The sequence below is a fragment of the Lacihabitans soyangensis genome (assembly GCF_024343775.1).
In the GTDB taxonomy this organism is placed as follows: Bacteria; Bacteroidota; Bacteroidia; order Cytophagales; family Spirosomataceae; genus Leadbetterella; species Leadbetterella soyangensis.
Window position 1 is genome coordinate 69806 of the sequence record NZ_RJUF01000180.1, and the last position, 25351, is coordinate 95156.

The following is a 25351-nucleotide window of genomic DNA, read 5'->3' on the forward strand; positions in this document are numbered from 1 at the left end:
GTTTCTAAATTTTAAGGTTTTTTGTAACTTTATTATCAATTTTTTTTGGTGTAATATTGTACTCGGATCACCGAATTTGAAAAAAACAGGCTTTGAGCGAATCTATAAATAAATCGATTGTCAGTGAGAATTTATCTCTTCAGAGAGGTAAAGTTGCTCCCCAAACCCCCGAAATGGAAGAAGCGGTTTTGGGAGCAATTCTCATTGATAAAGATGCGTTTGGCCTTATCTATGAGCTGCTTAATGTTGAAAGTTTCTATTCCGAGGCTCATCAGATTATCTTTTCTACTATAACTGACTTGTTCAAAAGTTCAGAACCCATTGACTCTTTGAATGTTATAAGGAACCTCAGAAAAACGGGGCTTATCCAAAAAGCTGGGGGAGCAAAATACATAGCTAGTCTGAGTAGTAAAATCAATTCTGCGGCCAACATTGAATATCATGCCATGGCCATTTCTCAGTCTGCCATAAAACGAGAAATGATACGGGTTTCTGGTGAAATTTTAGAAGAAGGATTTTCTGATAATTTTGATGTTTTCGATTTATTAAATAAAACAGAGCAGTCGTTTTTTAGTATTTCGGAGAAAAATATCAGAAAGAATTACTTGGACGCCAACACCATCATGCGTAATACGATTGATGAGTTGGAGCATAAAAAACAAACCAATGTTGATGGTTTGACGGGTATTGCAAGTGGATTTAATGATTTAGACAATCTTACAGGTGGCTGGCAAAAAACAGAGTTAACGATTATTGCGGCTAGGCCAGGTATGGGTAAAACTGCATTTGTGGTTTCTTCAATGAGAAATGCCGCTGTTGACCACAACATTCCTATTGCTATTTTCTCCTTGGAAATGTCAGCTACTCAGCTAATGTTGAGAATGATATCTGCTGAAGCTGAGATTGATTCAGAAAAGCTGAGAAAAGGTACCCTACAAGGCCATGAATGGGAGCAATTGCACCATAGAATCGAGAAACTTTCTAAGTCTAATATTTTTATTGACGATACTCCTGCCCTATCTATTTTGGAATTGAGAGCCAAATGTCGTCGACTAAAGGCTCAGCACAACATTCAGATGGTTATCATTGACTATTTACAGTTAATGACAGGTGATGATGGTTCGGGTGTTTCGAACAGTCGTGAACAGGAAATTGCCGCTATTTCAAGATCACTGAAAAACCTTGCAAAAGAATTAGAAGTTCCTGTTTTGGCTCTTTCGCAATTGAGTAGAGCCGTGGAAACCCGTGGTGGTGATAAAAGACCGCAACTGTCAGATTTAAGGGAATCAGGGTCTATCGAGCAGGATGCAGACATGGTTATGTTTTTGTACCGACCGGAATATTACAAAATTACGGAGGATGAACAAGGAAACTCGACAGAGGGGATTGGTGAAGTGATCATTGCTAAAAACCGTGCAGGTACAATTGACACCATAAGGCTTCAGTTTATTGGTAAGTTCACTAAATTCGCCAATATCGGTGAATACTCAGGTGTCTCTTCAATTCCAAATTCATTCAGTCAACACTCAGGAATTAGTCAGTTCGAATCACAGGCCATAGATCCCGGTTTTCAGACGTTCAAAAGTAAAATGAACATAGAAGAGGAAACTCCAAAGCCCAATTTAGACGAGGAGTATCCATTCTAAACTCAGACTCTAAAGTTTTTTAGTATCCAGCCGCCTCCAATTACATCGTCACCTTCATAAAAGACGGCAGCTTGGCCAGGAGCTATGGCAGCTACCGATTCATCAAAGTGAGCTTCAATTTTATCGGCTTCGATTTGTTTAATAAAAGCAGACTGTCCTTTGTCTTTATATCTGATTTTGGTAACAGTTTGAAGGCCACCTTCTGGCAAAGTCGCATATTTTTGCAAATTTAGTTTTCCAACTGTCATTGCATTTTTCATAAGATACTCTTCAGTTCCTAACACCACCTCATTGGTTTCTTTGCGTATTTCAGTTACAAAAACGGGGTAGCCCATTGCTATTTTTAAGCCTTTTCTTTGTCCAATGGTATAAAAAGGATAACCTTCGTGTTTTCCAACTATTTCGCCTGTTTCAAGAACAAAATTGCCGCCATTTACTCTTTCTTCTAGCCCTTCTACCCTTCTTTTTAGGAATCCACGATAATCATTATCTGGTACAAAACAGATTTCATAAGACTCAGATTTATTAACCAAATCGTAAAATCCTTTCTGTTTCGCCATGTTTCTGATTTCCTCTTTTGTGTATCCTCCAAGCGGTAGAATTGTACGCGATAGGCTTTCCTGCGATACTCCCCAAAGTACATAACTCTGGTCTTTGGTAAGGTCAACTCCTTTTGATATCACATATCTGCCATTTTCTTCTCGTATTTTGGCATAATGCCCGGTAGCAATAAACTCGCAATCCAGATTATCTGCACGCCTCAAAAGTGCGTCCCATTTTATGTGTGTATTGCACAAAACGCATGGATTGGGGGTACGTCCCTCTAAATATTCTCCTGTGAAATGATCTATAACGTAGTCGCCAAATTCAGACCGAATGTCTAATATATAGTGAGGGAAACCTAAATCTACCGCAATGGCTCGGGCGTCGTTTATAGAGTCAAGGCTACAACAGCCTGTTTCTTTCTTTGTACCACCTGAAGATGCATAATCCCAGGTTTTCATGGTCATACCAATAACTTCATATCCTTGTTCATGGAGCAAAACTGCTGCTAATGAACTATCAATACCGCCGCTCATGGCGACCAAAACTCTTCCTTTTTTACTCATGATTTCACTGCGAGGATTCAAAGTCCTCCGTTTCGTTAAAAATTAAAATACAAAAATAGGTAACAATAAAGCCATTTGATTGGTTCTTACGTAATTTTGCAAAAAAAAGAAATTGATGATGCCCAAAACTACTTTGGTAAAAAGTATTACAAGTTTATCAGAAGCACGATACTGTTCAGGGATGATGGTGGATTATATTTCGTTTGATTTAAATCCGGATAGTCCCGATTATGTGCCAATAACCAAATTTGAAGAAATAAAAAACTGGCTAAGTGGTGTTAAAATATTAGGTTCTTTCGAAACTTCCGATATATTTCAAATCATAGATACGCTTAATACTTATAGCTTGGATGGTTTTATTTTTAGTGAAAATCAGAATAGTATGTTGGATGATTTAGAAGTCTCTGACAAGTTTTTGGAGGTTTCCAAGGATACTGAATTCGACGAAAACCTGAATATATACTACATTATATATACTGGACCTATAGAAAATGCCGTAATATGGGCAAATGGATATAATGTTTTACTCGGTTACGAATTTGAAAATGTAGATGATCAATCCGATTATCTTGCCGGTTATGCATTCAAAGGAAGTAAGGAATTAAGACCTGGTATCAATAATTATGACGGTCTTATGGAGGCTTTAGAAAAACTTGAAGATAGAGTTTAAGTTCTCAAACAGTATATTATCGGTTTATCAAGTATTTATACCACTTATGTAGTTTGCAATACACAGTACCGTTGTACGTACTAAGTTTGTTTCATAATTAATGAAAAAGCTATAATGTATGTACAGAATTAAAAACCAAAACAGTATCTTAGGTGGAGTTTGCCAGGGATTGGCCAGCTATTTAAAAACAGACCTTACATTGGTACGAATTGTATTTGTTGTCTTGTTTTTTACACCGTTTCCGATTATTATTTCGTACCTTATTTTGTGGGCCGTTTTGCCCAAACACCATTTAGAGATGGCAACCAGTAATGAATTTTATGAAACAAGTACAAATTTAAAACCAATAGCAGACATGAGCAATCAATCAAGAAACGGAAACATGGTAGGAGGATTGATCCTTATCATTTTAGGAGCAGTTTTTTCTTTCAAAACATTCTTTGATATCAACCTTTTTTCTTATTTGAAAAACATGTGGCCTTTGATTTTGATCGGCTTAGGTGTTTGGATTATAGTGAAAGACAAGGACGATAACAACGGAGAAATAAATAATTCAAACCCAACCGGTACCGGTTATTAATTTCTATAATTTATGAAAAATAACGGTAATATATTTTGGGGAGCCATTTTGGTAGCCTTTGGAGTGCTAATGCTCGGTGTTGTGAACGACTGGTTTCAGTTTGAGGTTTCTATGAGGGAATTGGCCAAATATTGGCCAGTACTGATAATCTTGGGTGGTATTGCGGTTTTTTTTACGCCAAAAAGGACGGTCTTCAATCCTACCACTGCACTGCTAGTTGCCTTTGCTATTCCTTTGGCTATTTATAATGCATCTACCTCAGCTATAGATAAAGTAAAAGCTGAAATCAATGATGATTTTGATTTCGACGTGGAAATGGACGACAATGACGATAATTTTACATTCGACTCCGACAGCTCAAATTCGTACAACACCTCCCAGAATTTTAGCGTACCATTCGATAAATCAGTTCAAGAAGTTAACCTAGAGATTGGTGGTGGAGCGGCTGAATTTTTTCTGAGCGAGGCATCAGGTTCTGACGTTTTTTCGGCCGAAACCAAACTTTTCGAGAATAAATTTAACTTAGAAGACGAAAAGAAAGGAACAATTCAGGAGATATCTTTCAAAATGAGTTCTAAGAATGGTTCGGATAATATTCGTTTAGGAAAAGGAATGAATAACGATGTCAATTTGAAACTAAGTAAAGCTCCAATCTGGAACTTGGACCTTGGAATTGGTGCAGGAGAACTTAAGTTTGATTTATCTGACTACAAAGTAAAAGACATTAAAATGGAAACAGGTGCTGCCGATATTAGCCTGAAAATGGGTGATAAGCTGAAAGAATCCAAAGTAAGAATTGAAAGTGGTGTAGCCAAGGTAAAGGTGATGGTTCCTAAAAATTCAGCTTGTCAGATTAAAATGGACGGTGCTTTAAATGCCAAAGATTTTGATGGATTCTCAAAGTCTGGTTCAAGAACTTGGAAAACCGAAAATTTTGATACGGCAACTAATAAAATTTATCTTGAAATTGAGAGCGGCCTTTCAGCTGTTTCTGTGGATAGATACTAATCTTTTTTGTAAGGTTTTTTCAAAGATTGAGTTATGTAAATAGCTCAATCTTTGTATTTTAGGGCTTCCACAGGACTTATTCGCCTAATTATTAATGATGGCAAATAAGAAATTGCAAGTACAACTATAAACGCCCCGATGTTTACGATTAATACCACCAACCAATTCCACTCAATTGGCACAAAATTCATGTAATAATTTGTCGGATCCAGTTTGATCAGTTTGTATTTGGCCTGTAAGAAAGAAAGTCCCAAGCCGATTATATTTCCCCATAGAAGTCCCCAAAGTATTATTTTGGAGCTGTTTAAAAGAAATATATTTCTGATTTGGTAGTTCTGTGTACCAATAGCCTTTAGAAGTCCAATCATTGGGGTTCTTTCCATAATCATTATAAGTAGTACAGAAATCATATTGAAGGCAGCTACAATGATTATCAAACCAATTACCATTACAATGTTTCTGTCTAAAAGACTGAACCAATCAAAAAATTGTGGGATAATCTCCGGTACCTTGAGAACTTCATATTCTTGCGGAAAAATATTAAGTAGTTTGCTTTTTACGGCATCCATTTGGTTAATGTCTTTTATGAAAATCTCATAATGTCCAAACTCACCATTTTGCCAGTTATTAATTTTTTGAATAATACTAAGGTTGGTTAAAACATAAACTTGGTCCAGTTCTTCTACATTGGTATCGTAAATACCCACTATCTTTAGTTTACGGGCTCTTGGAGGATTTTGAATAAAGTAAACCAAAAGGTCTTGATTCAACTTTAATTGTAGCTCATTGGCAATTTTTCGACTAATTATTATTTCGTTTTCCCCTCTGGCCTTAAGTTTTCGGCCTTCCACAATATTTTGTTCAAATTCAGACCAGTCATACTTTTCATCTATACCTTTTAGTACCACTCCAGAAATTTCTTCCTCCGATTTTAGTATGACAGACTTCATGGCAACTTTGTTGACGGACTTTACTTCGGGTAGATTTTTGGTATTCTTAAAAAAAACCAAATTATTTGCCATCGTCGCTTCTTCAAACGAGCGATTAAGTGTAATTTTGTTGACTTGAATGTGGGATGTTTGGCTAAAAAGTTTTTTCTTAATGGTGTTTTTAAAGCCTAATAGTATAAAAAAGGACAAAATTAGCACAGACACAGCAATGGCAATGCTGGCTATTCCTACTTTGACAATAATAGATGAGAAAGTTTGGTTTTTCGTGTGTTGAATTTTTTTAGCCAAATACAATGCTATATTCATCTAAATTTCTTTTTTCTATAAAATATTTGATTGCAAAAGTAACGTTTGCATTTCAAAACTAAGTTAAATAACCAAAGGAGTTTGAATAATTAATAAGCAATTGATGACAGAACAAGAGATTTTGATTATAGATTTTGGGTCGCAGTATACCCAACTTATAGCCCGCAGAGTAAGAGAATTAAACGTGTATTGTGAGATTCATCCTTTTCATCACTTGCCCGAAATTACTGAAAATATCAAGGGAATAATACTTTCTGGTAGTCCATGCTCAGTTAGAGACGAGGATTCTCCTACAATTTCCATAGAAGAATGGAGGGGTAAATTACCGATTTTAGGTGTTTGTTATGGAGCCCAATTGATGGCTAATAACTTTGGGGGTAGTGTTGAGGCATCTAATACCCGTGAATATGGCAGAGCTTTTGTTGATGATTTTGACTCATCAAATGAATTATTTAATGGTGTTTCACAGAATTCTCAAGTTTGGATGTCACACGGAGATACCATTACCAAACTACCTAACGGAGCTAAATTAATAGCTTCTACTTCTGCCGTAAAAAATGCAGGGTTTGTATTTGAAAATGAAAAAACCTTTGGAATTCAATTTCACCCTGAAGTGACACATTCAACCGACGGTGTAAAAATACTCGAAAATTTTGTTGTAAAAATTTGTGGATGTGACCAAAGCTATACCCCAAACTCTTTCGTGGAAACTTCGGTGGCCGAGTTGAAGGAAAAATTAGGTAATGATAAGGTTGTTCTTGGTTTATCTGGTGGTGTAGATTCTTCAGTGGCGGCTTTGTTAATTCATAAAGCCATTGGCAAAAATTTATATTGCATATTTGTGGATAACGGTCTGTTGAGAAAAAATGAATACCAACAAGTTTTAGAGTCTTATCAAGGTTTGGGATTAAATGTTATTGGTGTAGACGCATCTCAAAGATTTTATGCTGCATTGAAAGGTTTGACCGATCCTGAAGCAAAGAGAAAGGCAATTGGTAAAACATTTATCGAGGTGTTTGACGATGAGGCACATAAAATTTCTGACGTCAAATGGCTCGGTCAAGGAACAATATATCCCGATATTATAGAGTCAGTTTCTGTAAAAGGTCCGTCTGTTACCATAAAATCGCACCACAATGTAGGCGGATTGCCTGATTTTATGAAACTTAAAATCGTTGAGCCCCTTAAAACGCTTTTCAAAGATGGCGTTAGGTTAGTGGGTAAATCCATGGAAATGCCTCAGCATATTTTAGGAAGACACCCCTTCCCAGGGCCGGGTTTAGGTATTAGAATACTTGGAGAGGTTACGGCTGAAAAAGTTGAGATTTTACAAAATGTTGATGATATTTTTATTTCTGGTTTAAAAGAAAAAGGCCTTTATGACAGCATTTGGCAAGCCGGAGCTATGCTTTTGCCTGTACAAAGTGTAGGTGTTATGGGTGATGAGCGTACATACGAAAGCGTTGTAGCTCTTAGGGCTGTAACCAGCGTGGATGGAATGACAGCAGACTGGGCACACTTACCTTACGAATTTCTTGGCGAGGTCTCTAACAATATTATAAATAAAGTTCGAGGGGTTAACAGAGTGGTTTATGACATAAGTTCAAAACCGCCAGCAACTATTGAATGGGAATAAAACAAAAAAGCCAGACTTTCGGGTCTGGCTTTTTTTATTGTCTTTTTAACTTAATTCGGATTGATACTTCGTTCAAATTTCAAAGTAGGCTTTCTGTTGGCCTTGATATTTTTTTCTACTTCCTTGTTGGTGATTTTTTGTTTGTAGAATTTTAATCTTCTAATCTCAAGTTGACGAGCAATTAATAAATAGCCTGCAAATAATACCAAAAGCGATAAAGATAATTGAGTATTAGTAAAGTACTTACGAAGTACATACGTAAAAGTAGTTAGAGAAATGGTAGCAAAGTAGAGTATAAACGAGGTGGCAATATGTGAGAGACCATTATCTACCATTAAATGGTGTAAATGCAACCTATCAGCTTTGAAAGGCGACTTTCCTTTTAGAATTCTTAAACCAAAAACCCTTAATGTATCAAAAATAGGTACACTTAATAATATGATTGCAATAACAGGAGCGTTTCGGTATACCGAGTTGGGGTTGGTGTTGAAAACGTTGAATTGAACAAATTTTATAGCCAAAACTGCCACCACAAAACCAACGATTAGGGAACCTGTGTCACCCATAAATATTTTATTGGTTGGGGAAAAGTTGTACCTCAGAAAGCCCAACAAAGAGGCAGCCATCGAAAATCCTAAGCAAGCCAATGACCATTCGTTGTTTAATGCAAACCATAAAGCAAAACCAGCACTGGCTATCATCGCTATGCCTCCAGAAAGTCCGTCAACACCATCAATTAAATTAAATGAATTGATGAGAGCTACAATTAGAAATATAGTAAAAGCTGCACTAATAATGTATGGCAATTCATAAATGCCGAAAATTCCGAAGAAACTTGTGATTCTTAAATCGCTACCAACAACTACCAAAATAGCCACCAGTACTTGTGAGCCAAGCTTTTTGAGTGCATCAAGGGCAAATAAATCATCCTTTATTCCCAAAAAGAATAAAATAACTAAGCCCGCAAAAACTTTATGTAGCAGGAAGCCTTCGTCGTTGAAATTCCAAAGCATGTAACCTATTAAAGTACTTGCAAATATGGCTACGCCACCGAAGGTTGGGGTAGGCGTCTCATGTGAGCTTCTTTTGATTGGGTCAACCATCAGACCTTTTAGGTTACAGATATTAATTATCACTGGTATTGATCTCCAGGTAATAGCAAAGGACAGAATCATTGAAATTATCAACTGATATGTCTTTTCAATGAACAGGTTTTCGAATATAAAATTCATTTTTGGGTATTATTTCTTCATCAGAACGTTTCAAATATAGTCACAAAATAGATTTCAGAAAAATTATCAATCGATTATTCAGTCATTTTCTTATTCTACGGAAAAATCATCTTCAATTTTTCTATCTCTAACCCATACAGCCGGATTTCCTTGATAAACGGAAAAAGCGTTTAAATCTTTTGTTGCCACGGATCCTACAGCTAAAACTGAATGCGTTTTAAGTGTAATTCCAGGACAAACAACGGTCTTAGCTCCTACCCATGATCCTCTTTCTAAAACAATTTTGCCAGGCATCAAGTCAAAGGTTTCTTTAGAATAATTATGATTGCCAGTCAATAATAAGGCACCTTGAGAAATGCACACATTGGGTTCAATTAAAACATCAACGAAATTATCTATCCAAACCTTTTCACCAATCCAAACATTGTCTTTAATAGTCAGAAACCACGGATATTTAATATTCACACTGGGTTTTATCGTAACATTATGACCCACTTTAGCCCCAAAAAGTCTCAAAATTAGAATTTTAATTTTCATTGGCAAAGGTAAAGTGCTATTAATGAAAGCATTGCTAATAACATGCCAAAAAAATCTTTTCAGAAAACTTCCAGGATTGTACCACGAATTATCAAATTTGCCTAAGTCAACTTCTTTCATTTATTTATCCTTGAAATGAGTTCGTTACTTTTTCGTCTACCTTCTTCTAGTCTTGGTGCCAAGAATTTTTTTGTGGCGTCAAAATGTTGTTCATATGCCTTTTTGTCACCTAACTCTAAGATATTCGTCCATTCATGAACGGCTGTGTGAAATGCCAAATCATCAATTATATTGGTTTTATCTTTCAATGCTGTATTTATAGTTTCTTCGAGAAGATCTTCATTTAAGAAAAGATATTCTGCTAATCCAACTCTTAATTTAAACGGGGGCGTTTGACAGACCAAGTTTTTGTATGGATTTATACCCAATTCAGACCAAGTACATACCATACTGAGCAAACTCAAGTGAGAATTTGCTTTGTGGTTTTCACCTGGGTTTAGGGTATATTCTTGCATAATTTCGTCATTGAGCATCATTTTGGAATTATGCATACCGAAAACGTTCTCCTTGGCTTTCAGTATTTTATTTCTAAATTTTTGTTTATTTTCGGAAATCATCATTCCGAAAAGCTCATTTTCGGTTGTCGCAAATTTCCTGACATCCTTAATAGCATAAGGATTATGAAAAGCTAGACCCGAATACACATGCGATTTGTACGAAAATATTCTCAAAGTGAGGAGAATCTTCATATTGTCGATACCATTAATAGTATTTTTATCTTCCCAAGGAAAAGATTTTCTGTGCATAAATGCTGTACCAATGCTCTCAAATCCAACATGCGTAATAACTTGAATATCAGCCATCATTTTGTCATGGGCATGAAAGTCATCTAAAACTTCGACTTTTGCACCTGTTTGAGAGAAGAATTCTTGCGATAACGCAAATGCTTCATTTGAGGCCCTATGCTGAAAAATGGCAATTGTCTGTCCTTTCGGATTGATGGCTGGTCCAAAAAGTGCATGCGAGCCCACAATTTGCGTATCTTTTGGTAAATATTTTTCAAAAGCGGCAATTTCAGGAGCTTTTACGGAGGTTTGACCTGTTACTATTGCACCGTATTTAGTGGATGGACCAGCGAATTTTACTACTTCTGCAATGTTTTCTGCCTCTACACAATACATGATAAAATCACAAATTCTAGAAACCGAAACTGCGTCGTGAAGAACTTTTATATTGGTATCCGAAAGTTCTTTTACCAAGTCGTCATATTTATTGGGTAGGTCACAGCCGTAAACTTCCATGGAAAGGGAATCCCAAGTTTTGGCAAAAAGTTTGCCCATATCACCCAAACCAATAATCCCGATTTTCATTCAAACAGCGAATTTTTACAAATTTAGGATAAAAGTACGGTTATAAAAAAGGGTTTGGTGTAAAACACCAAACCCTATATACGCAGATATGTTGATCAACTTATTTTATCCCATACTTCGAATTATACTTTTCGGCCAACCTTTTTTGCTTATCATCCAGCGAAACTTCGGCCCCTCTTATAAATGCCTGGGTCACTTTGGCAGTTCTCATGTCCAAAATATCCCCTTCAGAAATAATAAAGCTAGCATGTTTACCAACTTCAAGTGTTCCTACTTCTTTGTCAATTCCGAGTATTTTAGCATTGTTCAAAGTAATCATGGACAGGGCTTGAGCTTTGGTTAAGCCATGACCAACTGCAGTTCCAGCAACGAAAGGTAAATTTCGAGTTCTCCAATAAGAGTCATTGTAGTGCATACCTACCAGAATCCCTTTGCTAAATAGTTTGAATGGAAGTTTATAAGCTTCCCAAACGTCAGAGTCTGATTTGGCAGGCAGTCTATGGGTGCTAGGAATAATGATTGGTACATTGTTTTCCTTCAGAGCATTTATAGCTGTTTCAGAATAAACCGCACCTACTATTACCGGAAATTTAATTTGTTGAGCTATACAAAACGAGATTGCATCAAGTGCTTCTTTGTCATTTCCAATTTGAATATATAATCTGTCGCTACCTTTCAATACGCCATTCATAGCTGAAAGTTTCAGATTGTCAAATAAATTATTTTCTGAAGCCATGAGCTTGGCTTGAGCAAAAAACTTATACAGTTCGTCAATGGTTGTTTGATAATTTTCATTTTTCTTGGACTCTCTTGTTCCAGTTGCAAAGTCAAATGAGATCGTCATTTTAGATGGCCAATTTAGCCAAACACCATCGTCAGCTTTCAGTAGAGCGTCTTCCCAATTCCAGCCATCTAAATACATCACGGATGATCTTCCAGAAATTAAACCTCCCTCAGGCGTTGCTTGAGTGATTAAAACACCGTTACTTCTTACAGTTGGAATTACCTCAGAATCTGTATTATACGCAATTAAAGCTCTCACATTTGAGTTTAGTTGACCAATTTCCTGATAATCAGAAGTAGTTCTTACAGCTTCGATTTCAGTTAAACCAAGAGCGTTTACAGGAGAAATAAGTCCTGGGTAAATGTGTTTTCCTCCTACATTGACTTTTTTGGCAGAAGCATAATTGGCAGAAACGTCTCCTTCTGCAACCGCTGTGATTTTGCCATTTTCCACTACTAGTGAGCCGTTATTTATTTCTTTGCCGTTTCCAACATAGATTTTGGCATTACTAAAAACTGTAACGCCCGCCACAGATTTGCCAGCTGCTGGGTTTTGAGCCATTACGCACTGACTAATCAAAATGAGATGTATTGCTATGATTATTTTTTTCATCATTCTTAATTTTGATTGTTCATTTTTTCTAAATATTCATCCAAATTTTCAACCGATACTCCATCATATTCTAAAATGGCATCGCAATGTATGTCTGATGGTCTTGTTCTGGTTGAAGGTCTAACTGTTGGAGTTCCTTTACTTTTTTCAAGCAAAAGTTTCTGAATGATTCTATTTTTTTCAGTTTCCACACTTCTGAATTTAGCCGACTCATTTTCAAGATCAAAATATATCGTTCCGTCGATGATGGTCTTCTCTGGTTTGGCATAAACCGAAAGTGGATTGTCTGTCCAGAGAACCAAATCCGCATCTTTACCTTTTTTGATCGAACCCAGTCTGTCGTCTAAGTGAAGCATTTTGGCTGGATTGAGAGTAACAGTTTTCCAAGCTTGCTCTTCTGTTAAACCACCATAAAGGATAGTTTTAGCAGCTTCTTGGTTCAATCTTCTGGCCATTTCAGCATCATCTGAGTTGATGGCAGTATTTACACCAACTTTGGTCATAATGGCTGCATTGTAAGGAATGGCTTCTTTCACTTCCATTTTATAGGCCCACCAGTCTGAGAAAGTCGAGGCATTGATATTTCTTGCCTTCATTTTATCGGCTACTTTGTATCCCTCCAATATGTGCGTCAAAGTATTCACTTTAAAACCTAAAGAGTCAGCCAATTTCATTAACATATTGATTTCTGACTGTACATAAGAGTGACAAGTGATGTTTCTTTTGCCATCGAGGATTTCTACTAAAGCATCTAGTTCTAAGTCTCTCCTTGGTGCAATAAGACCAGTTTTTACTTTCTGATTGTTATAGTTTGTCCATTCTTTCTTGTAAGCTATGGCTCTTGTAAATGCATCATTAAAGACTTGTTCCACACCCATTCTGGTACTTGGGTAGCGATTAGGAGCCTGAGGAGCATTTCCTCTTTTGACGTTTTCGCCCAAAGCAAACTTTATGAATTTAGGAGAGTTCGGTATAATTAGGTTTTCTGCAGTTTCACCCCATTTGAGCTTAATAATAGCTGATTGACCACCAATACAGTCGGCAGAACCATGCAAAAGTTGAGATGTCGTAACACCTCCAGCTAACTGTCGATAAATATTGATATCCTCAGAGTTAACTACGTCTTCTTGTCTTACTTCTGATGAAACCGTTTCTACTTCGTTGATTGAGAATAATGCAATGTGACTGTGTTCGTCAATTATACCGTTGGTAAGATGCTTTCCTGTTCCATCTACCACTTTTGCACCAGCAGCAGATAGGTTTTTACCAACCGTTTCTATTTTACCATTTTTTATCAAAACGTCACCCGTAATATTTCCATCGCTCTCATTGGTCCAAATAGTAGCGTTTTTAATCAACAAATCTTGCTTTGCAGGAATTGAAGGATTGCCAAAGGCCACAAAAGGATAAACCAAGTCTCCTACTTTAGGCAATTCCGCTTTTTTTGTAGTATCCGTTTTTGCTTTTTCAACGGTTGCTTCCTCTAGCGTAGCTGACCATGTAAAAGATTGTCCATTAGGATCTTTACCTTCTCCAGATATCTTTTTATCAGCAATAAAGCCAGAAAGTCTGTAAGAACCGGCTTCTTTTTTCTTGTAGCTTATGGTAAGGAAATTTCTATCTCTTACTGTGGTTGTTTTAATTTTGGTAGTATCATTTTCGAAAAACTCAAGTGCTGGTTTATCGTTTTCACCAGTTACTTCCAATTTAGTGAAACCCGGAATGTTGACTTTGTATTTGCCATTTATTGCCGAAAGGCTTAAATCTGTGATGACAAACTTTTGACCTTGTACCCAGTTTTCCAATAATTTTGCTTTTGCATCAAAAATATCCTCGTTAGAAATCAAAAAATTGGCTATCAGACCAGTTTTTATGGAACCAACTAAGTTATCAATTTTGAATGCTTTGGCAGGTTGATTGGTGAGTGCATCTAGTGCAGCACCTTTGTCTAAACCATGTGCAACGGCCTTTTGTAAATTTCCAAAAAATTGTGACTTGTCTACCAAATCTGACGAAGTAATGGAGAAGCTGATTTGATTCGAAGCCAATTTTCCTAAATTTGTCGGGGCCAATTCCCAATGTTTAAGATCTGTTAATGAAACGGCTTCTGCATCCAAAGGATCTTCAACATCCAAAGCTTTAGGGAAATTGATAGGTGCAATGATATGCGTATTGAGTTTTTTGATTTCATCAATTCTTTGATAATCGTCTCCACCAGATTTTAGAATATATTTCTGACCGAACTCTTTACCAATTTTATCTGCTCTAAGGGCATCCAGAATGCTTTTTCCATGAAAAACTGCTGGTAAAGTCATGCTGTTAGACAAAGCCTCTAAAGATAGATTTCTTTCCGAACTACTTCCGCCGTTCTTAAGCCAAATGGCGTCATAATAAGCTTGACGAAGCAGGGCAACAGAACCCATAAGTGAAACCGGGTAGGTCTGCGTGCTAGAACCTTTTTCAAAAGAGAAATGAGCTGAAACGTCAGATTTTAGCAATACTTCGTTTTCTTTTCCATTTGCCAATGAAACCAATGCTGAGTTTCCTCTGGCTATGCCGTCTTTTGAATGAGAAACCACAGCTCCAAAACCAATTTTTCTTAAATCCTCTGCCCCTTTTGGATTTGCTTTGAAAATTTCGGCTGCTTTGGTTTCGGGCTTAATGGCCTGATTCCAGTAGTAAGCACCATCTTTTTGTGAATTGAATTGCGTTTCGTAGAAATTTCCACCCCTGGTTCTTTTGATTTCGGGCATTCCGTAGTCCGAATAAACGTCTACGAAGCCAGGATAAATGTGTTTTCCAGCTAAATCATAAACCTGGGCGGATTTTGGAAATTCGAAATCTTTACCAACCTTTTCGATTCTATCACCTTTGATCAAAAGCCAGCCATTAGATATGGTGGTTCTGCCGTCGACATGAATGGTGGCATTTTTAAACAAACTGTATTCTGGGCGTTTGTCTCTGACCCCGTTTTCATGGAAAGTTGGCTGTGCATACGCCGCCAATCCGAGTCCAAATAGATTTAGTAAAAAGAGAAATAGTCTTTTCATAAAGATTAGTTTAAAGATGATTAATAATTTTTAAAGATAATATAATCGAAGTTTTGTTTTTTGAAATTGGTGTTTTTTTGCTGGTTTTATAGACTAAAGTGAAGTTTTTGTTGATTTACTGAAAAAGAGATTTTTTGTCCTGAAATTGAATAAAATAAAAATGTCTCACTGGAAGATTCCAATGAGACATTTCTAATAATCAAAAAAACAGCACTACTTTACTCTCAAAGTGCCTTGCATAAGGGTATAATGCCCTGGAAAAGTACAGACAAAAGTATAATTACCCGCTTTTGAAGGTGCAACGAAATAAATCGTTTCTGACGATTCAGGCTCTAATATTCCTGTATGATAAATCACCTCTTCCAAATTCGGAATATAGTTTTGTTGGGCTCCTTCTAAACCAAGTTCTAGTGCGGCTTTTCCAACTTTATCTACTGTATTTGGCTTAACAATCAATAAGTTATGGAGCATGTCGTCGTTGTTTTCGAAGACCAATTTGATTTTTGAACCCGCTTTTACTTGAATATTATTAATATCGAACTTTAAACCGGGTTTTGTTCCTATCGTAATGGTTTGGTCAACAGTGTTGTTCCAACTTTCTGGCATTTTACTTATTCTTTTGGCTGATGCGGGCATCGAGGCTACCTTCATGGCTTCCATGTTGTGATTTTCATGGTTCATTGCTTTTTCTTTTACCCCAAAAACCGATAAATCAATCATGGCATCGGCCGAATTTATCTGATTTAGGGTGTAATATCCGACATTGTGAAGTAATGGTTTGTTTTGACTATTCAAGACACCCTCCATTTTCACTTCATGGATATACCCTAGACGCAATGTGTCCAGAACAATCCTTACGCTCATTTCATCATCAGATACTTTTATACCTTTTATTTTCAGTTTCATATTGTTGATTACCGGACTTCCATAAAAATGGTGGTATTTGTAATTGAAACTGTTAAAACTATAATTATCAGCATCTAAAGCAGATTTTTTATCCACCTTTTCAGTAAATTCTATCAAAAAACCGTCGGGCATTGATTTGATGGTTTTCATTTCGAATGGTGTATTTCCAGTCCAAACCATACGTTGCAAACCAAATTTTTCTTTGCCCGTTGAGGCCCAACCACGGCTGGTCATACCTACAAACATGGAACCGTCTAGTCCCCATTTCATTCGCAAAATGCCCGAACTAAAACCTTCTCTAAATGGAAAACAAGCTCCCTGATAAACACCATTCACTTTTTCGAGGTACATTCTCATAATTTTGCTATGGCCTTGGTCACCAACGAACATTTGGCCTTCAAAGGGTCCAAAGTTTTTTGGCGAGTCCAATTCCAGAATATCGGAGGTAGAAATACCCATTAAAGTATGTGGAAACCAAACAGCAGGTGGTTTTATACCCGGTACACTTTTGGCCACATCGTACAAGGGTTCTCCGGTATCAGGAATATCCTTAAGAGTAAGTTTTACAGGAGAATCTTTCTCTCCTGACCAAATTAAGCCCGCAGCATTGCCGGCAAAATCTCCTTTTTCCAAGTGTGTAACTCTTCCAGAACCTACCCAGTCGCCTTGGTTTTCGGTGTAGAAAATATCACCTGCCTTGTTGATATTGAAACCTGAGGGTGAACGAAGACCCGTAGCCCAAGGTGTCATTTTACCATCGGGACTAATTTTTAGCATCCAACCACGCCATTTTGAAAGACTCGCTCCTCTCCCAATCCAATCTAGATTAAGGGTAAAAAGCATATCTTTGTTTGGCAACAATATCGGGCCATAAGAATATTGGTGGTAATTGCCCGACAGTGGCCATTTGTAAAAAGTCTTGTAGGAATCTATTATTTCGTCACCATTTTTGTCTTCCAAAGTGGTAACTTCACCCCTTTGTGTGGCGAAAAATTTGTTATCGATATAATTTAGGCCCAAAACTTCATGCAGCCCCTCGGCTATTTTTTTGTAAATAGGCGGAGTGTTGTCAATCATGTAAGGATTTTTGATTAGGAAAATCTCACCTCGTCTTGTTGAAGTGGCGATATTGCCATCATTCAAAACAGTGAGCCCACCAACTTCCATCTCCACGTCTTCAGGTGTTGGAAGCGTTATTATTTTATAAAAATCGTCCTCGGTCTGAGGTTTCTGTTGTGCTTCCGTATTTTGGCACAAAAACAAAAATGAAATACCTGTTAATATAATATTTTTCATGATTTACCAAGTTAAATTGTAAGCAATTTTTCCATTCAAATTCGTCCTCAGATGGTATTTTTCACCATTTTCTATGACATAAACCTTCGCTTTTTCATTAATTTCGACGTAAAAGTTGTCTACTTTGTATAAATTATCGCTTAACTTGATTATTTCATTGCCAATTGCCATTGTGTAGCCGAATTTTGAAATTTGATTACCAGTAATTTCACAAAGTAGACCTCCCTTACTTGGTGAAAACTTTTGAGTAAAGCTCGCATTTTTCCAATTATAAGTATAAGTCGGAATCCCGCTCTCGTCCAATTCGTAGCCCGCATTGACAAATTCGGTATAGACATCTGGCTTAGTTTGGGCTTCATTATTAAGTTCGAAAAATGGTATTTCATTATTCAAAACAGTGAGCAATCCGGATGGATATAGCAACTGCGGCTCTCCCCTTTCATGCCACATTTGTGTGACGTCGGCAAATTTACCTTTCCAAACTTGGAGTAAGGAACCGTTGTCCAAATCAAATGAATAATGAATCTTTTCAGGTGTACCTACTGAAATAACTTTGGTGAGCTTTGTGGTGTTGAAATTCAGGAATGATCTAATCGTTTTGGCCTTATTTTCAACATTATCAATAAATATCCCACCATCCAATTGACGTGTAGGTAGCGTTTTTGGATCATTTAGTCCATAAGGTCTAAAATCAGCCCCAGAAACTTCTACCCCAAAGACTGGCCTCCAATAAATAGGATGATAAATATATTCGAAACTGTGTTTGCCTGCTTTAATTTCCTTTAAATCCGATATAGGATTTCTATATAAATATTCTCCTGAACCAACCACCTGCTCCCCATCTATCAAAAACTTACCAGTTCCTTGGTGTTCAAGGGTAAATCCGTAAATACCATCTTTTTCAACGTTCATATCTCCTTTATAATGAAGAATATACTTATTGAAATTATTCGGGATGTCAAAGGTCAAAGAATTACTTTTACCACTTATTTTTTCCTGTTTTTTTGATTCAAAAGAGCGGTCAGCGTTGTAGGTTTCTTCTAACGTGTAAGATAAGTTACTGATAGAAATAGGTTGTTTTTTCTGAAAACCTATATATTCGAAGCCTTTAAATGCCAATAAACCCGTTTGATTTGTAAACGAAAGATTACCATCTGAATTTTTTAGATTTGGCAAAAGAACGTTAGAATGGATCAACAAATCATTCAAAATTACTTTTTCTATGACAGGAATTCCATTAAGACCAGTCAATGAAAGTACCAATTCCACTTTTTGCCATAATCCTTCCTTTCTTTTAGCATCGGTGACTGGCTTGATAATTGTCTCATTGTTTTTAACAATGGCCCCATATGAATCAATGGAGTTCATATCGAAAATCAAACTTAAGTTATCTCCAAGATTTAGTTTTGCATTGCCTGATTTTGATTGAAGTATATAAAACTTCAATTTTAAATCTTGTAGTTTTATTTCTGAAACGATACTCGCGTTAGGAGACTTGGTGTAAACAATCGATTTCCCTTCAATTATTTGAGTTTTCTTTTCATTTACAGGATTCAAAGTAATCTTTTCAGCACTTTGCCAAGGGGCGGATAGGTTCCAAGTGGCACTGTTCAAGGGGAAATCTTTCTGTCCAAACCCCAAAAGAGCTTGAAACAACAGAAGCTTCAACAATAGTATTTTCTTCATTTACGGTTAATTATTTAGAATGAATTACAAATTTATCAATAAATGTTAATATAACACTTAAAGAATTTCTTCGGAAATATTTAAATATAACTATTTTTGCAAAAAAAAGATTAATGAAACCTACACTATTGATTTTAGCGGCTGGAATGGGAAGCCGTTATGGTGGTATAAAACAGATTGACCCCTTTGGTCCAAATGGAGAAACTATTATAGATTATTCGCTTTATGATGCGATACGGTCTGGATTCGGAAAAGTTGTGTTTATTATTCGTGAAGAACTTAAAGAAGACTTTATAAGACTTTTCGGGCCAAAATTAGATGGTAAAATAGATTACGATTTTGCAATTCAGGGATTTCAAAGTTATGTTCCAGCAGATTTGGCTGGCGTTAAACGTGAAAAACCTTGGGGAACTGGTCATGCGGTATTGTGTGCTTGGGAACAAACAGAAACGCCTTTTGCAGTAATAAATGCAGATGATTTCTATGGCTTTGAAGCTTTCAAGACTATGGCAGATTTTTTAAGTAACAATATTGACGATGCCATGCATGCCATGATCGGCTATCAAATAAAAAATACGCTTTCAGAAAATGGGACAGTTTCGAGGGGAGTTTGCGTAACAACACCAGAAGGTCTTTTGATTAATGTTACAGAAAGAACTAAAATAATCAAGCAAGAAAATGGCGAAATTGCATTTCTTGATGAAGGTGAACCAATAGTTTTGGGAGAAAATACACCTGTTTCAATGAATTTCTGGGGTTTTATGCCAACTGTTTTTCCTGAAATAAAAGATTTGTTTGAGACTTATGCTAGAGAAAATTTTGATGCTCCCAAGGCTGAATTTTATATTCCGAAAGTAATGAGTTATTTAATAGACTCTGAAAAAGGCAATTGTAAAGTTTTTGAAAGTGCTTCAGACTGGTTTGGAGTAACTTATCCAGAAGACAAAGAGATGGTTATCAGTCAATTGAATAGATTAATTGGCGAAGGAAAATATCCAAATAAGTTATGGTAAGCCGAGATTAACTCTCGGCTTTTTTTATCTTTTCTATAATACTTATTTGTTCTAGAATTTGGTCAGGCTTAATAATCGGCTCAACATTTTTTGTAATTACACCGGCCAAATTATCAAATAAATGCCCCCAGTTTCCTCCTTTGGTTTCCACTTTTCCAGAAATTTCGACACCATTGATGTTTGTTTTGACGGAACCATCCATCGCTTTTGGCTCGAATCCAAATCCAGTCTGATTTGGCCATAACCCAGCAACTAAGTGGTCTTCTTGAATATCCAAACCGTATTTAGTGTAGGTACCCAATGTACCATTTACAACATATTTCGGGCCTTGGTCTTTTACCATTAGACTAGATTTCAGCGTTACTCTGAGTTTTCCATAATCTAAAATAATATCAAACGCATCATCAATTTCAGAGCCTGCTCTTTGTGTAAACACTTCACCAAAAACTTTTTTCGGTTTGCCAAAAAGATAAATGGATTGATCGATCAAATGTGATCCCAAATCGTAAAGAATACCGTTGGCAGGAGCTACAACTTCTTTCCATTTTTTTGGATTCAAAATTGGCTTATATCTGTCAAAATGAGCCTCATAAGAAATAATTTCTCCCAAAACCCCCGATTCTATAACACTTTTCACTGTCATAAAGTCTGAATCAAATCTTCGGTTTTGAAATACACAAATTTTCCGTTTAAAAGCTTCAGCTAATCTAAAAAGTTCCTCAGCTTCATGCAAATGAGCTGTTATTGGCTTCTCAATCAATATATTTTTACCCGCCTCCAAACATTTTTTTGCGTATTCGTAATGCGTATTACTCGGAGAACAAATAGAAATCAACTGAATTGTTTCGTCCTCCAAGAGTGTTTCGTAAGTATCTACTCTTTGGGTTTCAGGAAACAAATGTTTTGGTATTTCTTGAGAAGTTACGATACTTTTAAGATTAAAATTGGGATTGGTTTGGAAAAATGGAGCTTGCAAATATCTACCCGAAAGTCCAAAACCAATAAGGCCGACGTTTATCATATTTTTATTTAAAAGATTGAATACCAGTTATTTCATTGCCTAAAATCAAGAGGTGAATGTCATGAGTACCTTCGTAAGTAACCACCGATTCGAGATTCATCATGTGACGCATGACTGAGAATTCTCCTGTTATTCCGTTGCCACCCAATATTTGCCTTGCCTCTCGAGCTATTTCAAGGGCCATTTGCACATTATTTCTTTTGGCTAATGATATCTGAGCGGTGGTAGCTTTTCCTTGGTTTTTATTTTGACCCAATTTCCAGACTAAAAGCTGAGCTTTGGTGATTTCTGTTAGCATTTCTGCCAATTTCTTTTGAATCAGCTGAAATGAAGCGATGGGTTTTCCAAACTGAATTCTTTCTGCCGCGTATTTTCGGGCAGCCTCATAACAATCCATGGCAGCACCCAAGGCTCCCCAGGCAATTCCGAATCTCGCATTGTCCAAACAAGCCAAAGGAGCTTTTAGTCCATCAGCCTCTGGTAGAATATTGGTTTTCGGTACTCTTACATCGTTGAATACCAATTCGCCAGTAGCACTTGCTCTTAAAGACCATTTGTTGTGGATTTCTGGTGCTGAAAAACCCGGCATACCTTTTTCAACTATTAATCCTTTTATTCTTCCAGCCTCGTTTTTTGCCCAAACTACGGCAATATCGGCAAATGGAGCGTTGGAAATCCACATTTTGGAGCCATTCAAAATTACATCTTCACCATCTTCTTTAAAATTGGTCACCATTCCACCAGGATTTGAACCATGGTCGGGTTCGGTCAACCCAAAACAGCCGAGAAACTCACCAGAGGCTAGTTTAGGTAGAAATTTCAACTTTTGTTCTTCTGAGCCAAATTTAAGAATTGGAAACATGACCAAAGAACCTTGTACCGAAGCAGTTGATCGGATTCCCGAATCACAACGCTCCAATTCCTGCATCATGAGTCCGTAGGAAATGTAGTCGCTTCCCATTCCGCCATATTGCTCAGGAACAGTTGGGCCAAAAACACCCATTTCTCCCATTTTTTTCACCAAATGGTAGGGGAATTTGGCACTTTGAGCCGCATCCTCTATAATTGGCGAAATATCTTTTTTTACAAAATCCCTGACCGAGGAACGAATCATTTTCTGTTCTTCGGTCAACAAATCATCTACACCATAAAAATCTGGCGATTCGAATTCGTCTTTTTTGTGAGAAATTTTAAAATTGTAATCCATCTTTTAGAAGTCCACAAGGACTTGGTTGTTTAATATGTCTTGAAGTGTCTCTCTTTTTCTTATCAAATGAGCCTTGTTTTCATAAATTAAAACTTCAGCAGGCCTAAACCGAGCATTATAATTAGACGCCATAGTAAAGCCGTAAGCACCTGCATTTTTTATGGCCAATATGTCACCTTCTGAGGCTTCAGGTAACTCTCTTTCCTTAGCAATATCGTCAGTTTCACAGATATATCCCACCACATCATACATTTTTTTTGAAGATTCGGCAGACTTCGAAATATTAACGACATCGTGAAAAGCGTCATACATCATAGGCCTTATGAGGTGATTCAGGCCTGTATTTAGTCCCAAAAGAGTTTTTGTAGGATTTTCTTTTACTACATTAACTTGTGCAAGTAAATATCCGCTCTCACTAACTAAGAATTTACCTGGCTCAAACCATAGCTCCAAATCTTTGCCATATTTTTGACAGAACTCTGAAAAAGAAGCACTTATTTTCTCGCCCAAATCCTTCATATCTGTTTCAATATCACCTTCTTTGTAGGCCACTTTAAATCCACCACCAAAATCCAGATATTTTAAGTTTGGAAAATCCATGGCAAATTCAAAAATGACTTTGGCCACGTTTACAAACGTTTTTCCATCTTTTATGTCGGAACCCGTATGTTGGTGAATTCCAACGATATTCAGATCATATTTTTTAATCAAATCAAGAATAGCGGGCTTTTGCTCAATTGCAATTCCAAATTTAGACTCTTTGTGACCAGTACTTATTTTTAGATTTCCACCACCTTCAATATTCGGCCTGATTCTTATCAAAACAGGAACAGAATTTCCATATTTTTGACCAAACTTCTCTAAAGACGAAAGATTATCTATGTTAATCAGTACATTTTCGGTCACGCATTCCTCTATTTCATCGAACGAAACACCACTTGAAGTATAGGTAATTTGCTCAGGAGAAAAACCAGCTTTTAGAGCAATGGCCATTTCTTGGGGAGAAACTACATCAATTTCCACGCCCAATTTGTTCATTAATTTTAAAACTGAAATATTGGTATTGGCCTTACAAGCATATTTAATCTTCATTTTAATGCCCTTAAATGCGTTTTTTAGGGTATTAACTTTCTCTTCTATTTTAGCTCCATCATATACATAAAGTGGTGTGCCGTAGTTCTGGCAAAGTTCTAACAAATCCTGATTTTGAATACAATACCTATCTTCTCTAACAATCATCAATAATTTTTTTCTGCAAAAATAAGTTTTAAAACCTAAATAGAATAGGTAAAATCTAACATATTTCGATACGATTTGAGATTTATTGAATTCTTAATTTGAGGATATTGAAGAATAGAAAAGGAATGTATAAATTGCAGATACATTAATATCAACAAATGAAAAAACAAACTACAATTTTACTGGTACTATTTTTTGGATTTGTTTCTGGTTTAAATGCTCAAATCAAATCTGGTCCGATGCTCGGATATTCCGAAATGAGAGAGGTTTTGCTCTGGGTTCAAACAGAAAAGGCTGATTTCGTGAAATTTTCCTATTGGGACAAAGAAACTCCTGCTGTGAAGTACTACACGGAGGAAATTCAGACCAATAAAGACAATGCTTATGTGGCAAAATTGATTGCAGATCAAGTTTTACCTGGTAAAAAGTACGGATATGAGGTTTGGATAAATAAGAAACCTGTTAAAGCTGTAAATACGCAAGAGTTTCAAACTCAAACACTTTGGCAGTACAGATTTGACCCACCAGCTTTCAAGTTTGCCTTGGGAAGTTGTACCTATACCAATGAAGAGCGTTTTGATAGGCCAGGTAATCCCTACGGAAAAAGTACTTCTATTTTTACAAAAATATCGGAGCAAAAGCCCAATTTCATGGTTTGGGGAGGAGATAATATCTACCTAAGAGAGGTGGATTGGAATACAAAAACGGGCATCAACCATCGTTACTCTGAGTTCAAAAAAGTTAAAGAACTTCAACCACTCTGGGCAAATGTTCACCATTATGCCATTTGGGATGACCACGAATTTGGCCCAAATGATTCAGATCGTAGTTTTTTTGGTAAAAACATGACGCTTGCTGCTTTCAAGAATTTCTGGGGAAATCCAAACTACATCTTTGAAAATGAAGGTATTACAGGTACTTTTTCATGGGAGGATTGCCAGTTTTTTTTGATGGATGATAGGTATTTCAGAGCTCCAAATGACTTGGTAGATTCTACTAAAGATTATTTCGGAGAAAAACAGTTAAATTGGTTAATCGATGCATTGAGTGCTTCTGCGGCTCCATTTAAATTTGTAATAAATGGTGGACAAGTAGTAAATGAAGCAGCGGTTTCTGAAAATATGGCCACATACCCCGTAGAAAGAAAGAAACTTTTTGATAAACTTACTGAAAACAAAATATCTGGTGTTATTTTCGTTTCGGGTGATAGGCATCATACCAACCTTCAAAAATTGGAGAGAAACGGGACTTATCCTTTGTATGACTTGACAATTTCTCCGCTGACTTCGAGTGCGGGCAAGCCTGCGGAAATTGAACTTAAAGGCAATACCATTATAAAAGGAACAGAGTTGTACAATTCACAAGCCTTTAGCATAATGGAGGTTTCTGGAAAAAGAACTGACAGAGTATTGAAAATCAACGTTTTTGATGGCAATGGGGAGAAAAAATGGGATTACACCATCAACGCCAAAGATTTAAGGGCTAAATAATTT

General features: G+C 36.7%; 19 protein-coding genes. 7 read left to right on the forward strand and 12 right to left on the reverse strand.

Annotated features, from left to right (window positions below; genetic code table 11):
* Window positions 1-92: 92 nt before the first annotated feature.
* On the forward strand, window positions 93-1646 hold the full coding sequence (dnaB, locus tag EGI31_RS19090; protein ID WP_255038752.1) for a replicative DNA helicase: 1554 nt from the start codon (window positions 93-95) through the stop codon (window positions 1644-1646).
* A 2-nt stretch (window positions 1647-1648) separates the two neighbouring features.
* Here dnaB and mnmA read toward each other — a convergent pair whose 3' ends face one another.
* Window positions 1649-2755 (reverse strand): tRNA 2-thiouridine(34) synthase MnmA, encoded by a 1107-nt coding sequence (gene mnmA / locus EGI31_RS19095; RefSeq protein WP_255038753.1) that lies wholly within the window; start codon window positions 2753-2755, stop codon window positions 1649-1651.
* Between the two features lie 115 nt (window positions 2756-2870).
* Here mnmA and EGI31_RS19100 point away from each other — a divergent pair, with 115 nt between their 5' ends.
* The 3 genes from EGI31_RS19100 to EGI31_RS19110 all read left to right on the forward strand — a co-directional run bounded on the left by EGI31_RS19100 (window position 2871) and on the right by EGI31_RS19110 (window position 5013).
* Window positions 2871-3425 (forward strand): beta/alpha barrel domain-containing protein, encoded by a 555-nt coding sequence (locus tag EGI31_RS19100; protein ID WP_255038754.1) that lies wholly within the window; start codon window positions 2871-2873, stop codon window positions 3423-3425.
* A gap of 118 nt (window positions 3426-3543) precedes the next feature.
* Window positions 3544-4005: a PspC domain-containing protein gene (locus EGI31_RS19105; protein ID WP_255038755.1), complete on the forward strand. Its 462-nt coding sequence runs from the start codon at window positions 3544-3546 to the stop codon at window positions 4003-4005.
* Between the two features lie 12 nt (window positions 4006-4017).
* On the forward strand, window positions 4018-5013 hold the full coding sequence (locus EGI31_RS19110; protein WP_255038756.1) for a toast rack family protein: 996 nt from the start codon (window positions 4018-4020) through the stop codon (window positions 5011-5013).
* Window positions 5014-5057: 44 nt separating this feature from the next.
* Here the strand turns inward: EGI31_RS19110 and EGI31_RS19115 are convergent, their stop codons facing one another.
* Window positions 5058-6269: an ABC transporter permease gene (locus EGI31_RS19115; RefSeq protein WP_255038757.1), complete on the reverse strand. Its 1212-nt coding sequence runs from the start codon at window positions 6267-6269 to the stop codon at window positions 5058-5060.
* A gap of 103 nt (window positions 6270-6372) precedes the next feature.
* On the opposite strand from EGI31_RS19115, the gene guaA reads away from it, so the two are divergent.
* Window positions 6373-7905: a glutamine-hydrolyzing GMP synthase gene (gene guaA, locus EGI31_RS19120; RefSeq protein WP_255038758.1), complete on the forward strand. Its 1533-nt coding sequence runs from the start codon at window positions 6373-6375 to the stop codon at window positions 7903-7905.
* Window positions 7906-7955: 50 nt separating this feature from the next.
* Here guaA and EGI31_RS19125 read toward each other — a convergent pair whose 3' ends face one another.
* The 7 genes from EGI31_RS19125 to EGI31_RS19155 all read right to left on the reverse strand — a co-directional run bounded on the left by EGI31_RS19125 (window position 7956) and on the right by EGI31_RS19155 (window position 19378).
* A complete protein-coding gene (locus tag EGI31_RS19125; RefSeq protein WP_255038759.1) occupies window positions 7956-9137 on the reverse strand; it encodes a glycosyltransferase family 4 protein in 1182 nt (393 codons plus the stop codon).
* Between the two features lie 90 nt (window positions 9138-9227).
* Window positions 9228-9794: a WcaF family extracellular polysaccharide biosynthesis acetyltransferase gene (locus EGI31_RS19130; RefSeq protein ID WP_255038760.1), complete on the reverse strand. Its 567-nt coding sequence runs from the start codon at window positions 9792-9794 to the stop codon at window positions 9228-9230.
* A complete protein-coding gene (locus EGI31_RS19135; RefSeq protein WP_255038761.1) occupies window positions 9791-11044 on the reverse strand; it encodes a prephenate dehydrogenase in 1254 nt (417 codons plus the stop codon). The genes EGI31_RS19130 and EGI31_RS19135 overlap by 4 nt, the downstream gene beginning before the upstream one ends.
* 100 nt (window positions 11045-11144) lie before the next feature.
* Window positions 11145-12443: an amidohydrolase family protein gene (locus EGI31_RS19140; RefSeq protein WP_255038762.1), complete on the reverse strand. Its 1299-nt coding sequence runs from the start codon at window positions 12441-12443 to the stop codon at window positions 11145-11147.
* A gap of 2 nt (window positions 12444-12445) precedes the next feature.
* A complete protein-coding gene (locus EGI31_RS19145) occupies window positions 12446-15490 on the reverse strand; it encodes an amidohydrolase family protein (RefSeq protein WP_255038763.1) in 3045 nt (1014 codons plus the stop codon).
* 213 nt (window positions 15491-15703) lie between these two features.
* A complete protein-coding gene (locus tag EGI31_RS19150) occupies window positions 15704-17692 on the reverse strand; it encodes a plastocyanin/azurin family copper-binding protein (protein WP_255038764.1) in 1989 nt (662 codons plus the stop codon).
* Between the two features lie 3 nt (window positions 17693-17695).
* On the reverse strand, window positions 17696-19378 hold the full coding sequence (locus tag EGI31_RS19155) for a hypothetical protein (RefSeq protein ID WP_255038765.1): 1683 nt from the start codon (window positions 19376-19378) through the stop codon (window positions 17696-17698).
* Window positions 19379-19491: 113 nt separating this feature from the next.
* Here EGI31_RS19155 and EGI31_RS19160 point away from each other — a divergent pair, with 113 nt between their 5' ends.
* Window positions 19492-20391, forward strand: coding sequence for a nucleotidyltransferase family protein (locus EGI31_RS19160; protein ID WP_255038766.1), 900 nt, complete (start codon window positions 19492-19494; stop codon window positions 20389-20391).
* A gap of 7 nt (window positions 20392-20398) precedes the next feature.
* Here the strand turns inward: EGI31_RS19160 and EGI31_RS19165 are convergent, their stop codons facing one another.
* From EGI31_RS19165 to lysA, 3 genes are read right to left on the reverse strand one after another with little or no spacing between them, the layout of a single operon-like run.
* The gene (locus EGI31_RS19165; protein ID WP_255038767.1) at window positions 20399-21412 is read right to left on the reverse strand and encodes a Gfo/Idh/MocA family protein; all 1014 of its coding nucleotides are present in this window, start codon (window positions 21410-21412) and stop codon (window positions 20399-20401) included.
* A 4-nt stretch (window positions 21413-21416) separates the two neighbouring features.
* The gene (locus EGI31_RS19170) at window positions 21417-22619 is read right to left on the reverse strand and encodes an acyl-CoA dehydrogenase family protein (protein WP_255038768.1); all 1203 of its coding nucleotides are present in this window, start codon (window positions 22617-22619) and stop codon (window positions 21417-21419) included.
* 3 nt (window positions 22620-22622) lie between these two features.
* On the reverse strand, window positions 22623-23858 hold the full coding sequence (gene lysA / locus EGI31_RS19175) for a diaminopimelate decarboxylase (RefSeq protein WP_255038769.1): 1236 nt from the start codon (window positions 23856-23858) through the stop codon (window positions 22623-22625).
* A 158-nt stretch (window positions 23859-24016) separates the two neighbouring features.
* On the opposite strand from lysA, the gene EGI31_RS19180 reads away from it, so the two are divergent.
* The gene (locus tag EGI31_RS19180) at window positions 24017-25348 is read left to right on the forward strand and encodes an alkaline phosphatase D family protein (RefSeq protein ID WP_255038770.1); all 1332 of its coding nucleotides are present in this window, start codon (window positions 24017-24019) and stop codon (window positions 25346-25348) included.
* Window positions 25349-25351: the final 3 nt, after the last annotated feature.